This window comes from Rugamonas aquatica, assembly GCF_009380215.1.
Lineage (GTDB): Bacteria > Pseudomonadota > Gammaproteobacteria > Burkholderiales > Burkholderiaceae_D > Rugamonas > Rugamonas aquatica_B.
Window position 1 is genome coordinate 213,295 of sequence record NZ_WHUG01000006.1, and the last position, 14,474, is coordinate 227,768.

Below are 14,474 nucleotides of genomic sequence, written 5' to 3' on the forward strand. Positions count from 1 at the left end.
AAAAAGCCGCGCATCGTAGGATGCGCGGCTTTTTTTCTTGGGCGATGCTTACGCCGCCTGGTGCTTGCCGTAGCAATGCGGGCACGATTTCTCGTACACGTATTCCGGCGCCAGTTGCTGGCGCGGCGTCACCACCGAGCGGCAGACGAAGCATTGCACGGTCTCGGTCGGTTCCAGCTTCGGATTGAGCGCGGTGCGGTAGTCGAACACGAAGCAGTCGCCGGTGTAGTGGGCGCCGCCGACTTCCTCGAAATACTTGAGGATGCCGCCTTCGAGCTGGTAGACGTTGTCGTAGCCGATGTTCTGCATGTGGATCGCGGCTTTTTCGCAGCGGATGCCGCCGGTGCAGAACGTCACCACGGTCTTGCCGGCGAAGTCGTCTTTGTGGGCGGCGATCACTTCCGGGAACTCGGTGAATTTCTTGATGCGGTAGTCGACCGTGTGGTCGAAGGTGCCGACATCGACTTCGAAATCATTGCGGGTATCGACCATCACCACCGGGCGGCCGTTGTCGTCGACGCCGCTGTCGAGCCAGCGCTTGAGCGTGTGCGCTTCGACGAAGGGCGCGCGGCCTTCTTCCGGCTTAATCAGCGGCATGCGCATGGTGATGATTTCTTTTTTGATCTTGACCAGCATGCGCTTGTGGGACTGTTCGGCCGAATAGCTTTCCTTCACTTCCAGGTCGGCGAAGCGGGCGTCGCTGCGGACCCAGGCCAGGAACTCGTCGATGTGCGAGCGCGGGCCGGACAGGAACATATTGATGCCTTCCGGCGTCAGCAGGATGGTGCCCTTCAGGCCCAGCCGCTGGCAAATGTCCTGGTACAGCGGGCGCATCGCCTCGGTGTCGTCGAAGGTGACGAATTTGTAGGCGGCGATGTTGACGTGAGCGGCAGCGGCAGCGATGGCGGCGGCATGCGCTTCAGCTTGTAAAGCAGTATTAGCGTGCATGGTGGATAAGAGCAAAAAATGTGAAGAGCCGACATTATACGCGCTTTTTCTGCCCAAAAAACAGGCAGTGAAAGGATTATCGCACCCGGCCGCCGCACGGTAAAATAGCTGGTTATTGAACCAGCATTGAGCGGCGTATGAACATGGTAGCAAACGAACAAGAAGTGGCGGCACCGGCAGCGGTTATTCCTACCGGACCGGATTTCGTCCATCTGCGGGTGCACTCGGAATACTCCATCGTCGACGGCCTGGTCCGCATCGACGACCTGGTCGGCACCGCCGCCAAGGACAAGCAGGCGGCGCTGGCCGTCACCGATCTGTCCAATATGTTCGGCATGGTCAAGTTCTACAAGGCCGCGCGCGGCAAGGGCATCAAGCCCGTGGTCGGCGTCGATGTCTGGATCACCAACGACGACAACCGCGACAAGCCGCATCGCCTGATGCTGTTCGCCAAGAACCACATGGGCTATCTGCAGCTGTGCGAACTGCTGTCGCAAGCCTGGCTGACCAACCAGTACAAGGGCCGCGCCGAGATCCGCACCGAGTGGCTGGCCGAGCTGACCGCCAAGACCTATCCGCTGCTGCCCGACGTCAATCCGGCCAACGGCCTGATCGTGCTGTCCGGCGCGCACTTCGGCGATGTCGGCATGGCGATTGAAAACGGCAACCCGGCGCTGGCCGAAAAGAACGCCGAGAAGTGGGCGCAGATTTTCCCCGGCCATTTCTACATCGAGATCCAGCGCGCCGGCCAGGCGAACCAGGAAGCCCAGGTGCGCCACGCGGTGGCCTTGGCCGCCAAGCTGGGCCTGCCGGTGGTGGCCACGCATCCGGTGCAGTTCATCAACAAGGACGAGTTCATCGCCCACGAGGCGCGCACCTGTATCGCCGAAGGAGAGATGCTGGCCAATAACAAGCGCGTGCGCAAGTTCAACGAGCAGATGCGCTTCCTGTCGCAGGCCGAGATGCGCGAGCTGTTCCACGACTTGCCGGCCGCGCTGCAAAACTCGGTGGAGATCGCCAAGCGCTGCAATCTGACGCTGACGCTGGGCAAGCCGCAGCTGCCGAACTTCCCGACGCCGGGCATGACCATTGACGAATTCCTGCGCGCGGAAACCAGAAAGGGCCTGGAGGAGCGTCTGGAGCAGCTGTATCCGGACCCGGTCAAGCGCGAGCAGCAACGGCCGCGCTACGAGGAGCGGCTGGAGTTCGAGAACAACACCATCATCAACATGAAGTTCCCGGGTTACTTCCTGATCGTGGCGGAGTTTATCCAGTGGGGCAAGAACAACGACGTGCCGATCGGCCCGGGCCGGGGTTCGGGCGCGGGTTCGCTGGTGGCTTACGCGCTGAAGATCACCGATCTGGATCCGCTGAAATACAACCTGCTGTTCGAACGTTTCCTCAATCCTGAACGGGTTTCGATGCCCGACTTCGACATCGACTTCTGTCAGGAAAAACGCGACCTGGTGATCCAGCACGTCAAGGATCTGTACGGCCGCGACGCGGTGTCGCAGATCGCCACCTTCGGTACCATGGCGGCCAAGGGCGCGATCCGCGACGTCGGCCGCGTGATGGACTTCGGCTACAACTTCTGCGACGGCGTCTCCAAGCTGATTCCGTTCAAGCCTGGCAAGCCGGTGTCGATCGCCGAGGCGATCGAGGAAGAACCGATGCTCAAGGAGCGCCAGCAGAACGAGGAAGAAGTGGCGCAGCTGCTGGACCTGGCGCAACAGGTCGAGGGCATCACCCGCAACATCGGCATGCACGCCGGTGGCGTGCTGATCGCACCGGGCAAGCTGACCGACTTCTGCCCGCTGTACACGCAGGGCGGCGATGGCGGCGTGGTGTCGCAGTACGACAAGGACGACGTCGAGGCCGTCGGCCTGGTGAAGTTCGACTTCTTGGGCCTGACCACGCTGACCATCCTGGACCGCGCGGTCCGCTACATCAAGATGCTCGATCCCGAGCAGTCCGGGTTCGACCTGGCGCGCCTGCCGCTGAACGACCGCCCGTCCTACGAGCTGCTGACCAAGGCCAAGACCGTGGCCGTGTTCCAGCTGGAGTCGCGCGGCATGCAGGGCATGTTGAAAGACGCCCGTCCCGACCGCTTCGAAGACATTATCGCGCTGGTGGCGCTGTACCGTCCGGGCCCGATGGACCTGATCCCGGACTTCTGCAAACGCAAGCACGGCGAAAAATTCGACTATCCCGATCCGCGCACCGAATCGATTCTGTCCGAAACCTACGGCATCATGGTGTATCAGGAGCAGGTGATGCAGATGGCGCAGATCGTCGGCGGCTACTCGCTGGGCGGCGCCGACATGTTGCGTCGCGCGATGGGTAAGAAGAAGGCCGAGGAGATGGCCGAGCACCGCGAAATCTTCCGCGCCGGCGCCGCCAAGGATGGCCTGACCGCGCAGAAGGCCGACGAGATTTTCGACTTGATGGAAAAGTTCGCGGGCTACGGCTTCAACAAGTCGCACGCCGCCGCGTACGCGCTGCTGTCGTATCACACGGCCTACCTGAAGGCCCACCATCCGGCCGCGTTCATGGCAGCCAATATGTCGCTGGCGATGGAGGATACCGAGAAGGTCAAGATCCTGGTCGAGGATTCGATCGACATCTGCGGCCTGACCATCCTGCCGCCGGACATCAACAAATCCGACTTCCGCTTCATGCCGGACGGCCCGCCGCCTTCGGTGACGGGCAAGAAGGTCACGCAGATCCGCTACGGCCTGGGCGCCTGCAAGGGTGCGGGCCAGAATGCGATCGAGGCCATCATCGCCGCGCGCACCGCCGGCGGCCCGTTCACCAGCCTGTTCGATTTCTGCAAGCGCGTGGACAAGAAGCAGATCAACCGCCGCACCATCGAATCGCTGATACGTGCCGGCGCCTTCGATTGCCTGGCGATCGACCGCGCCATCCTGCTGGCCTCGGTCAGCTTCGCGATGGAGTGCGCCGACCAGGAAGCCAAGGCGGCCAACCAGGTCAGCCTGTTCGGCGGCGACGATTCCGATCTGGTGGCGCCGCCCGAGTACGTGAAGGCCGCGCCGTTCACCGACCGCCAGAAGCTGGCCGAGGAAAAGATAGCGCTGGGCTTCTACCTGTCCGGCCATATGTTCGACTCGTTCGCGCCGGAAGCGCGCCGCTTCGCCCGCACCAAGCTGTCCGAGCTGGAGCCGTCGCGCGAGCCGCGCATGTTGTGCGGCGTGATTACCGGCATCCGTCCGCAGATGACGCAGCGGGGCAAGATCCTGATCGTCACGCTGGACGACAAGACGGCGGTGGTCGAGGTGACGGTCTACAGCGAAGTGTTCGAAGAGAACAAGCGCATGTTCAAGGATGACGAGTTCCTGGCCGTGGTCGGCAAGGTGTCGGAAGACCGTTTCTCCGGCGGGTTGCGCATCTCGGCCGAGAAGGTGTTCGACATCGTCACGGCGCGCATCAACTACGGCAAGCAGCTGGGCATGGCGCTGCCGGCCTCGGTGGATGTGCGCAAGATGGCGGAGGTGTTGGCGCCGCATCGCAACGCGGACGGCTTGCCGGTGTCGGCGCGCATCACGCCGCAGGGCGTGGGCTGCGTGGTGCAGCTGGGCGAAGCCTGGCGCGTGGCGCCGTCGGACGAACTGCAACTGGCGCTCCAGCAGGTGCTGGGCGCCAAGGACGTGGCGATCGAATACTGATGTCATTCCCGCGAAAGCGGGAATCCATGCGTCGCATGCCAAGCCAGCGTTCTATGGGGGGAATTCATGCAGTGCATGGATTCCCGCCTGCGCGGGAACGACGTCAGAGCTGTTCGCTGATGCTGGTGATGGCGTAACCCTTGGAGCCTATCTGCTCCAGCGGGTGGACGATGTGGTAGCGCGGCAGGTCGTCGCTGTCATCGTCGACTTCCACCTGCCTGGCTTCGGGATGCCAGTCGGTATTGGTGGCTTCTTCAGGGATGGGCTTGCCCTCTGGCACGGCCAGATAGCTGTGCTTGCCCATTGCTTCATCTCGGCAATAAATATCCACACGCATGGTATTTCTCCTTGGACGAAAAAGCCATGGTACCGGATTTTTCAGGCCAGCGCGTATTCGTCGTCGTGTGCGTCCAACGGCAGCGTTGCGTAGTGCTGGCCCAGCGAGGTCGGTACCGCTTCGAAGCGCGGCGCGTGCAGGCCGGCGCGTACTGCCACGATCAGGGCCGCCAGCGTTTCATGGCGCTTGCGTGCTTCCGAGCGTTTCTTCGAGGCGATCGCCGCCAGGTCGGGCGCGGCCAGTGCTTCGCACGGCAGGCGCCAGTCGCCGTCGGCGCGGCGGCTGGCGTCCAGCTCCTGCCACAGCGTGTCGTAGTCGGCGTGCACCTTGCCCTGGCGGGCGGCGCCGCAGACCACGCGGTTGGCGTTGCTGACCAGGCGCAGTTCGACGCAGCCGTAGTCGTGGCCGATCTGGCTCAGCAGCTTGACCATCAAATTCTTCGGCCGCAGGCCGTGCAGTTCGCGGGTGGCGTCCTTGATGACCTGCAGGCCGTGTTCGCTCTTCGATCCCTGCATGCAGCCTATGCCCAGCTGCATGCCGCGCACGCCCTGCAGGAAGCTGAATGCGCAGCTGTAGATCAGCTCGCCGTCCTGCTTCAGTTGCAGCACCAGTTCGCCTTCGCGTTCCATCGGCTCGATGGCGCGCAGCTCGATCTGGTATTGCACGCCGGACTTGCCCTCGACGCTGCCCAGCACCACGCCGCCGCGCGCGGCGCGCACCGTCAGCGGCCCCAGGCCCTGGCGGAAGATGAAGCGGTAGTGCTGCTGCAACAGTTCGACGCGCTGGGCGCAGTCCATGGTGTTGCTCAGGTAAGGGCGGTAAATCTTGTAGATCAGCCGCGGCTTGGCCTTGACCAGGTCCATGAACAGCGGATGGGAATTGAGCAGTTGCAGCCAGCCATAGGTGGCCTGGCGGTGCAGGAAGGCGCGCAGCGACAGTTTGAATGTCTCGCGCATTTGTTTCAGGCCGTGGAAATCGGCGGCGCCGGAGCGGATAGTGATTAACTGCGACATCGATCGTCTCTCAGGAAAAACGGGCTGCAAAGGGTGGTATGGCGGCAGCTGCACGGGAGACATCAATCACTGGCCGACGAGGATGGGGGCGGCACGCTTGCTTTAGTGTCTTCTCGTCAATGGTAGGTGCCATTACGACATGTGAGCATCGTAAATCCTGTGTAACGTATTGTAAATTGGGGTAAAGGCTTACGGTTTTCCCTTAATAATTGCTGCTTCGGAAAAGTAAGTGTTGTATAGAGGCGAAAGCGCAGGAATAAGGGGAACGCGTAGTAGTGAAAAGCAATGCGCGATGAATTTTGGCAATGCATAATGCTACATAACGATACAAAGCCACCATGCCACTTACTCCCAACCCGTCGCGTTTGTCCTATCTGGAATTCCCAGCGTTTATCGCGCTGTACCTGCTGTTCGATTGGGCCACCTATATCGACCCGCTGTACGGCTTGAACATCACGCCCTGGAATCCGGATCCGGCCTTGGGCCTGGTGTTCTGGCTGCGCCATGGCTGGCGCGCGGCGCTGCCGTGGCTGCTGGCCCTGGTCGGCGGCGAGCTGCTGGTGCGCGGCATGCCGGCCGGCTGGACGGTGAGCCTGCTCAGTTCGTTGTGGCTGGCGGCCGGTTACGGCCTGCTGGGCGCGGCGCTGCGGCGGCGCTTCGGCGACGGCGGCGTGTTCGACAGCCGCGACCGCCTGTTCCAGTGGCTGTTGATCGTGGTGGTCGGCACCCTGGTCAACGATGTCGGCTACATCACTGTGCTGTCGGCGGCCGGGCTGATTCCGGCCGGGCAGTGGGGCGAGGCGGTGCTGCGCTTCGGCATCGGCGACATGGTCGGCGTGCTGGTGTCGATGCCGCTGATCTGGATGCTGGCCAGCCCCAGCGGGCGCCAGCGCTTGAAGGCGACCGTGTGGCGGGCCGAGACGCTGGCCTATCTGGCACTGGCAATCTGCGTGCTGTACATGGTATTCGGCACCATCGCCACGTCGGAGTTCAAGCATTTTTATTTCCTGTTCCTGCCGGTGATCTGGGCGGCGTTCCGCCAGGGCTTGTTCGGGACGGCGCTGATGGTGTTTGTGCTGCAGGCCGGCATCGGCGCGCTGGTCAAGTGGAACCACGCGGTCAACATCGCCGTGCATGAGTTGCAGATGCTGGACGCGGTGCTGGCGCTGGTGGGCTTTTCGATCGGCATCGCGGTCGACGAGTTGCGCAAGGTGGCCAGCGAATTGAAACAGACGCTGCGGCTGGCGGCGGCCGGCGAGATGGCGGCCGCGCTGGCGCACGAGTTGAACCAGCCGCTGACGGCGCTGGGCGCCTACGGCAAGGCCTGCGAGTTCCTGCTGGAGCGGGGCGAGAGCGGCGACGTGCTCAAGGGCGCGATCCAGCGCATGATCGCCGAGTCGGGCCGGGCCGCCGACGTGGTGCGGCGGCTGCGCGATTTCTTCCGCACCGGCGCGATGAAGCTGGAGGCGGTCGACGCCGGCCAGCTGGTGTCGGGCATCAGCCAGCAGTTCTTCAGCCAGATGCGCGAGCACGGCGTCGAGCTGAAGGTGGGCGAGATCCCGCCGCTGGCCGTCCTGGCCGACCGCCTGCAGCTGGAGCTGGTGCTGCGCAATCTGCTGGCCAACGCGCTGGAGGCGGTGCAGGAGCGTCCCGCCGGCGCGCGCCGCATCACGCTGTCGGCGCAGCGGCTGGACGGCAAGCGCCGCCCGGGGCAGGCGCCGCTGCGGGGCGGCTGTTTGCAGCTGTCGGTGGAGGATAGCGGCAACGGCGTGTCGGCGGCGCTGGCGGCGCGCTTGTTCGAGCCCTTCGTCTCGTCCAAGGCCAGTGGCCTGGGGCTGGGACTGGTGCTGAGCCGCGCCATCATGGAGGCACACGGCGGTTCGCTGTGGGCCGAGGTGGGCGAGCACGGAATTTTCAGGTTGGCGCTGCCCTTGGCGCGCCCGTTGGAGCAGGATGGAGAGCACTATGCAGCATGATTTGACCGTATTCATCGTCGACGACGATCCCTCGGTGCGCGACGCGCTGGGCCTGCTGCTGGGCGTGCGCGGCTACCGCACCGCCATGTTCGCCAGCGGCGAAGCCTTCCTGCAATCGTGGCAGCCGGCCTGGAGCGGCTGCATGCTGATCGACATCCGCATGTCCGGCATGGACGGCCTGAGCCTGCAGCTGGAGCTGCAGCGGCGCGGCTGCCGCATCCCGGTCATCATCATGAGCGGCCACGGCGACGTCAGCATGGCGCGCGCGGCGTTCAAGGCCGACGCGGTGGACTTCCTGGAAAAACCCTTCGACGACGCCAAGCTGATCGGCGCCATCGACGAGGCGCTGGCGCGCGCCCGCAGCGTGCACAGCGAGCAGCAGAAGCGCAGCCGCAACGTCAGCCTGCTGAGCGAGCTGACGCCGCGCGAGCGCGAAGTGATGGAGTTGGTGGTCACGGGCCGCCACAATCGCGAGATCGGGCCGGCGCTGGGCATCAGCGTGCGCACGGTGGAAGTGCACAAGGCGCGGCTGATGGCCAAGCTGGGGGTCGACAACGTCGCCGACCTGGTGCGGATTACGATGCAGGATTAAACAATGGGGGTCAACAATGGGGGTCAAGTCTGACATTCGGACACGAGCTCTGCCGTAGAGACCTTTACGGCAGAGCTCGTGTCCGAATGTCAGACTTGACCCCCATTGTTCGGTGTTTCAAGCAGGCGTCGCCTCGACCAGCGCTTCCGCGCGCCATTCCATCACCACCACCAGTACCTGCTCCGGCGTGATCGCCAGCATGCAGGTGCAGCGCGCCGGATCGGCGCAGTGGCCGCAGGCCGGCGACGTCACCAGGCTGCGCGCGCGCGGACCCAGCGCGCCCCAGCGCACCGGATCAATCGGCTTGAGCGGCGGGAACAGCCCGGCCGACGGCCGGCCCAGCGCCGACGCCAGGTGCAGCGGCCCGGTGCCGCTGGCGATCAGGCCGCCGCAGCCGCCGATCAGCGCGGTGAAGCCATCCAGGTCCAGCTTGCCGCACAGGTTTTCCACATTCGGCAAGGCCAGCAGCGCCGGCGCCTGTTGCGCCAGCAGCTCGCCCTCGGCGGCGCTGCCCGTCACCAGCACGCGCACGCCGTCCACCTTGCCCAGCAGCGCGGCCAGCGCCGTGTAGTGTTGCAGCGGCCATTCGCGGCCGTTGCCGTTGGACTTGGGATGCAGGATCACGCTGAAGCCGGGCTTGGCCAGCACGGCGTCGGCGGCCGGATGGCGCGGCGTGTTCAGGCCGTACATGGTCTTCAACTGTTCCAGCGGCGGCACGTGGTCTATGCCCAGCGGCAGCAGCAGCTTGAAGTTCAGCTGCGCCTCGTGCAGCGGCGAATCGGCGCGGCTGAAGGTGGCCAGGCGGTTGCAGTGGTACCAGTGGTGGATGCGGTGGCTGCTGCCGATGCGGCGGTTGATGCCGGCGCGGCGCGCGGCCGCCGCCAGCGTGCGCATCGGGAAGGTGAAGATCATGGTGTCGCAGCCGCTGCGCGCCAGGCCGTCGGCCCAGTCGTCGCCCAGCTCTTCCAGCGTCAGCACCTGGTCCACATGGCGGCACTGCGCCACCACGGCGGCGGCGTAGCGGCGGCACAGGAACACCACCTCGGCCTGCGGATAGCGCTGCTTCAGGTAGCCGGCCAGCGGCAAGGTCAGCACCACGTCGCCGATATTGTCGGTGCGGGCGATCAGGATGCGGCGCGGCTCAGGCGCCGGATACTGCGCCGCCAGGCACAGGCCGACCAGGCTGCACACCATCATCACGTAAAACACCTTGGGCATCATCAGCCAGAACATGACGTCGGTCAGGCCGAAGGCAAAGAAGGCCACCACCACGATCACCCCGGCCAGCGCCAGTGCGCGCTGGCCCTGGTCCGGACGGTGCAGCTGGGACCAGAAGAAGCGCAGCGGGGCGATATACATGGCCAGCAGCAGGCTGAAGTCCAGCAGGCCGCCGGTGGCCAGGCAGTGCAGCATGTCGTTGTGGCTGCTGCTATAGATCAGCGCCGGCGATGGCTGCAGCCGGCCCTGGGCCGCCAGCGCATGCAGCGCGACGTCGAATTGATCGCGGCCCACGCCCAGCCATGGGTGTTCGGCGAACATCATCAGCGACGCCTTCCACAGCTCCAGGCGGATGCCGACCGAGGTGGTGGCGTCGCCGATGGCCAGGTAGCGCTGGATTTCCGCCAGCGCCTGTTCGATCCGCAGCGCCACGCCGGTAGCCGGCACGGCCAAGGCCAGCACCACCAGTGCCAGCAGCACCGCGCCCACCGTCAGCAGGCGGCGGCCATAGATCTGCACGCCAAAGCGGGCCACCGGGATCATCACCAGCGGCAGCGCCAGCCAGCCGCCGCGCGAGCCCGACAGCATCGAAGCCAGCAGGCCGCACACCAGGCCCAGGCCGGGCAGCCAGCTCATGCGCGTATGGCGCAGGTCGGCCAGGCCGCACAGCGACAGCAGGCCGCAGGCCAGCGCCAGGTCGCCGAAGGTGATTTCGTGGTGGGTGAAGCCGAGCGCCCGGTCCATGCCGCCCAGCGTCACCTGGTAGAGCGCCATCACCGCCGACAGCACGGCGGCAAACGACAGGCCCAGCCAGAAATGGCGGGCGCGCGGGCGCAGGTAGTAGACCACGCCGATGCAGCTGAGGCCAAACAGCAGGCGCGACGGGCCATCCAGGGTGTTCAGGCGCTGGTGGTCCAGCAGCAGGCGCACCAGCGACACCAGGAAGTAGCTGCCGAAGGCCAGCATCACGCCACCGATATCGTCCCAGTGGCGCCGGTACAGCGCCAGCAGCGGACGGCGGCGGCGTATCAGCAGCAATAAGATCATCAACTGCACCAGGCCGAGGCCGACCTTGCTCGACATCGCCAGCGCCGGCAGCAGGAAGATCATCGTGGAGGAGAGCGGGCCGCCATATTCAATTTGCGGCGTCGAGGGGCTGGCTGGAGTCATGGTCACGCGAGAGGAGGCCGGGGTGGCTGAGCAAAAGCCCCGATTATAGCAGCACGCCATAGCGCCAAGGCCGCGCTATTTCGGCGGTTTTTCGCGCTCGCGGCCAGGGTGGCGGCGCTGTGCAGGCGCTTGTCGCTGGGGCCGCGATGGGCGATAATCGAGCCGGCATGGGCCACCGGCCTGACGATGATGAAAGAATCCGTGTTGCCACAAAAAAACGTCACCGCCGGGACCGCAGCGCGCATCCTGGTCATTTCCCCCAACTGGATCGGCGACGCCGTCATGGCGCAGCCCTTGCTGCAACTGCTGCGCGCCGCGCATCCCGAACGGCCGATCGACGTGCTGGCGCCGCCTGCGGTGTCGCCGGTGTGGCGGCAGATGGCCGAAGTCGACGAAGTGCTGGAAACCCCGTTCCGCCACGGCGCGCTGCAACTGCGCGAGCGCTGGAAATACGCCCGCCTGCTGCGCCAGCGCGGCTATGCCGAAGCCTATGTCCTGCCCAATACCATCAAGTACGCGCTGATCCCCTGGCTGGCCGGCATCCGCCGCCGGGTCGGCTACAAAGGCGAAAGCCGGCACGGCCTGATCAACGTGATGCACCACGACGAAACGCCGCCGCGGCCGATGGTGGCGTTCTACGCCGCGCTGGCGGCGGCGCCGCAGGCCGCGCAGCAGGCTGCGCAGCGCGCCGCGCTGCCGCGTCCGCGCATGGCGGCCGGCGTGGCGCAGATCGCCGCCGTTTGCGCCCGCCTGGGCCTGGATCCGGCGCGGCCCATCGTCGCCTTCGCCCCGGGCGCCGAGTTCGGCGGCGCCAAGCGCTGGCCGGCCGCGCATTTCGCCGGCCTGGCGCGCGCCGTGCTCGAACGCGAGGGCGCGACGCAAATCGTGCTGCTCGGTTCGCCCAAGGACCGCGACGCCTGCGCCGAGGTGGCGCAAGGCGTGCCGGGCGCGGCCGCCTTCAACCTGGCCGGCGCCACCAGCCTGGCCGACGCCATCGCGCTGATCGCCGCCAGCGCCGCCGTGGTCGCCAACGATTCCGGCCTGCTGCACATCGCCTCGGCGCTGAACCGGCCGGTGGTGGCGCTGTACGGCCCCACCGATCCCGACCACGCGCCGCCGTTTGCCGACCTGGCCGCGTCGATCTCGCTGCGCCTCGATTGCTCGCCGTGCCGGCAGCGCGAGTGCCCGCTGGGCCACCAGGACTGCATGGTCAAGCTGACGCCGGAGCTGGTGTGGCACAGCCTGCAGCCCATGCTGGCCGTGGCGCAGGGTCATGCTCAGGGCCATGTTTAAGCGCTACACCATCACCTTCTGGGCGACGCTGTTCGTCGGCGTGGTCTGCCTGTCGCTGATCGCGGTCGACGTCTGGCGCAGCCTGATCGCGCGCGACGCCCAGGTGCAGGAAATGCAGCGCCTCACTTCCAACGTCGCCCGCGCGATGGCGCAGCACGCCGACGACACCATCAAGGCGGCCGACACCTCGCTGGCCGACATCGTCGAGCGCATCGAGACCGACGGCCTGGGCGCGCCCGCTTTGGCGCGCGTGCACCGGCAGATGCAGGCCCAGGTGGCCAACCTGCCGCAGCTGGCCGGCCTGTTCGTGTACGACGAGGGCGGCAAGTGGCTGGTCAACTCGCGCGCGGTGCTGGGGCCGTCGCTGAACAACGCCGACCGCGAATACTTCGTCTACCACCGCACCCACGACGGCCGCGGGCCGCACGTCGGCGAGCCGGTCATCAGCCGCACCAGCGGCAAATGGATCATCCCGGTGTCGCGCCGCCTGAACCAGGCCGACGGCAGCTTCGGCGGCGTGGTGCTGGCCACGCTGGACATCGATTACTTCAGCCGCTTCTACCAGAGCTTCGACATCGGCGCGCGCGGCGCGGTGGCGCTGATCTCCAGCCAGGGCGTGCTGATGGTGCGCCGGCCGTTCGACGACAACCGCGTCGGCACCAGCCTGCGCGACAATCCGCTGTTCCAGGCGTACACCGCGCGGCATGGCAGCGGCAGCGGCATGTTCGTCTCGCCCTACGACGACGAATTGCGCTTCAATTCCTACCGCTCGCTGGAGCACTATCCGCTGTTCGTGACGGCCGCGCTGTCGCAGGAGGAAATGCTGGAGCACTGGCGGCGCGACAGCTTCACGCGCTCGATCGGCGTGATCGTGCTGGCCGCGCTGCTGGGCTTTTTCGGCAAGCGGCTGGTGGGACAGATCAATCTGCGGGTGCGGACCGAGGCCGAGCTGCGCCAGGCGCGCGACCAGCTGGAAGGCGCCAACCGCACGCTGGAGCGGCTGGCCATGCAGGACGGCCTGACCGGGCTGGCCAACCGCCGCCAGCTCGACGTCACGCTGGGCAATGAGTTCAGCCGCGCCGTGCGCCACGCCGACACGCTGTCCTTCGTGATGATCGACGTCGACTACTTCAAGCAGTACAACGACCTGTACGGCCACGGCGCGGGCGACGATTGCCTGCGCACCGTCAGCAAGCTGATACGCGCGCTGACGCCCAAGCGCGCCGGCGACGTGGTGGCGCGCTACGGCGGCGAGGAGATCGGCATCCTGATGCCGAACACCGAGCTGGCGGGCGCGATGGCGGTGGCCGAGCGCATCCGCCAGGCGATCGAGCAGTTGCAGACCGCGCACCGCGGCAGCCCGTTCGGCGTGCTGACCATCAGCGCCGGCGTGGCGGCCATCGCGCCCCGGCGCGGCGAGCACGTGGCCGGCATGCTGGTGGAAGCGGCCGACAAGGCCCTGTACGCCGCCAAGGCGGGCGGCCGCAACCAGGTGGTCGCCGCCGACGGCGTCTAGTCCGCTAGCGCGCCGCCAGCTGGCGCAAGGCCGCGTGGGCGATGGCCGGTTCGACCAGATGGGCGCCGTCGAATTCCGCATAGCGCACATCGTAGCCTTCGCCGGCCAGCCGCAGCGCGATGGCCTTGCCCCTTTCCACCGACAACACCGGGTCCTGCGTGCCATGCGCGATGAACACGCGCGGCATGCCGCTGCGCCGCAGCGGCGCCATGAAGCCTGGCGAGAACGCCAGGATGTCGCCGAACAGCTCGCCGTTCATCAAGCCCACCGACAGCGCGTACGAGGCGCCATCGGAAAAGCCGCCGATGGTGACGGCATCGGCGTCGATCTCGTAGCGCTGCATGGTCCACACCAGCAGGCGGTCGATGAAGGCCAGGTCGGCGCCGTAGCCACCGCGCAGCACATCCCAGCTGGTCGATTGCGCATCCGGCAGCAACAGCAGCGTGCCGTGGCGGGTGGCGTGCGCCAGCGCGATGGCGTCGCCGCCGCCGTGCTGGCCGCCGGCGCCGTGCAGCACCACCAGCAAGGGCAGCGCCGTGTGGTGCAACGCCTGCGCCGGCACCAGCAGCCGCGCATGGCGGCCGCCGGGAAAGGCCAGCTTGTGCAGGCCGGGCGGCAGCGGCAGCGTGGCCGCTAACCCCGGACGCAGCCGCACTGGATGAGCGTGCAGGCGGCCGTCGCTGTAGGGCTGCGGCGCGGCGGTAATCGACATGCTGGCCTCACCTCGA

At 66.3% G+C, this 14,474-nt stretch carries 10 protein-coding genes; 5 read left to right on the forward strand and 5 right to left on the reverse strand.

What is annotated here, in order from left to right:
- Window positions 1–48 precede the first annotated feature (48 nt).
- Window positions 49–948: a sulfurtransferase gene (locus GEV02_RS17175; protein ID WP_152839134.1), complete on the reverse strand. Its 900-nt coding sequence runs from the start codon at window positions 946–948 to the stop codon at window positions 49–51.
- 137 nt (window positions 949–1,085) lie between these two features.
- Between GEV02_RS17175 and dnaE the strand changes: the two genes are divergently transcribed.
- Window positions 1,086–4,631: a DNA polymerase III subunit alpha gene (gene dnaE, locus GEV02_RS17180; RefSeq protein WP_152839135.1), complete on the forward strand. Its 3,546-nt coding sequence runs from the start codon at window positions 1,086–1,088 to the stop codon at window positions 4,629–4,631.
- A 103-nt stretch (window positions 4,632–4,734) separates the two neighbouring features.
- On the opposite strand, the gene GEV02_RS17185 is transcribed toward dnaE, so the two are convergent.
- Entirely contained in the window at window positions 4,735–4,968 is a 234-nt protein-coding gene (locus tag GEV02_RS17185; RefSeq protein ID WP_152839136.1) for a DUF6139 family protein, read from the reverse strand.
- Window positions 4,969–5,009: 41 nt separating this feature from the next.
- On the reverse strand, window positions 5,010–5,981 hold the full coding sequence (locus tag GEV02_RS17190) for a VirK/YbjX family protein (RefSeq protein ID WP_152839137.1): 972 nt from the start codon (window positions 5,979–5,981) through the stop codon (window positions 5,010–5,012).
- A 338-nt stretch (window positions 5,982–6,319) separates the two neighbouring features.
- Here GEV02_RS17190 and GEV02_RS17195 point away from each other — a divergent pair, with 338 nt between their 5' ends.
- Window positions 6,320–7,957, forward strand: a complete 1,638-nt coding sequence (locus GEV02_RS17195) for a sensor histidine kinase (RefSeq protein WP_152839138.1) — start codon at window positions 6,320–6,322, stop codon at window positions 7,955–7,957.
- The gene (locus tag GEV02_RS17200) at window positions 7,947–8,549 is read left to right on the forward strand and encodes a response regulator transcription factor (protein ID WP_152839139.1); all 603 of its coding nucleotides are present in this window, start codon (window positions 7,947–7,949) and stop codon (window positions 8,547–8,549) included. The genes GEV02_RS17195 and GEV02_RS17200 overlap by 11 nt, the downstream gene beginning before the upstream one ends.
- Before the next feature lie 117 nt (window positions 8,550–8,666).
- Here the strand turns inward: GEV02_RS17200 and GEV02_RS17205 are convergent, their stop codons facing one another.
- Window positions 8,667–10,937 carry an O-antigen ligase family protein gene (locus GEV02_RS17205; RefSeq protein ID WP_152839140.1) on the reverse strand — a complete coding sequence of 757 codons (2,271 nt, stop codon included), beginning with the start codon at window positions 10,935–10,937 and terminating at the stop codon, window positions 8,667–8,669.
- A 189-nt stretch (window positions 10,938–11,126) separates the two neighbouring features.
- Here GEV02_RS17205 and waaF point away from each other — a divergent pair, with 189 nt between their 5' ends.
- Together waaF and GEV02_RS17215 are read left to right on the forward strand one after the other, a co-directional pair.
- Window positions 11,127–12,230 carry a lipopolysaccharide heptosyltransferase II gene (waaF, locus tag GEV02_RS17210; protein ID WP_152839242.1) on the forward strand — a complete coding sequence of 368 codons (1,104 nt, stop codon included), beginning with the start codon at window positions 11,127–11,129 and terminating at the stop codon, window positions 12,228–12,230.
- The gene (locus tag GEV02_RS17215; protein WP_174999143.1) at window positions 12,223–13,746 is read left to right on the forward strand and encodes a sensor domain-containing diguanylate cyclase; all 1,524 of its coding nucleotides are present in this window, start codon (window positions 12,223–12,225) and stop codon (window positions 13,744–13,746) included. The genes waaF and GEV02_RS17215 overlap by 8 nt, the downstream gene beginning before the upstream one ends.
- A 4-nt stretch (window positions 13,747–13,750) precedes the next feature.
- Here the strand turns inward: GEV02_RS17215 and GEV02_RS17220 are convergent, their stop codons facing one another.
- The gene (locus GEV02_RS17220) at window positions 13,751–14,458 is read right to left on the reverse strand and encodes an alpha/beta hydrolase (protein WP_152839142.1); all 708 of its coding nucleotides are present in this window, start codon (window positions 14,456–14,458) and stop codon (window positions 13,751–13,753) included.
- Between the last annotated feature and the right edge of the window lie 16 nt (window positions 14,459–14,474).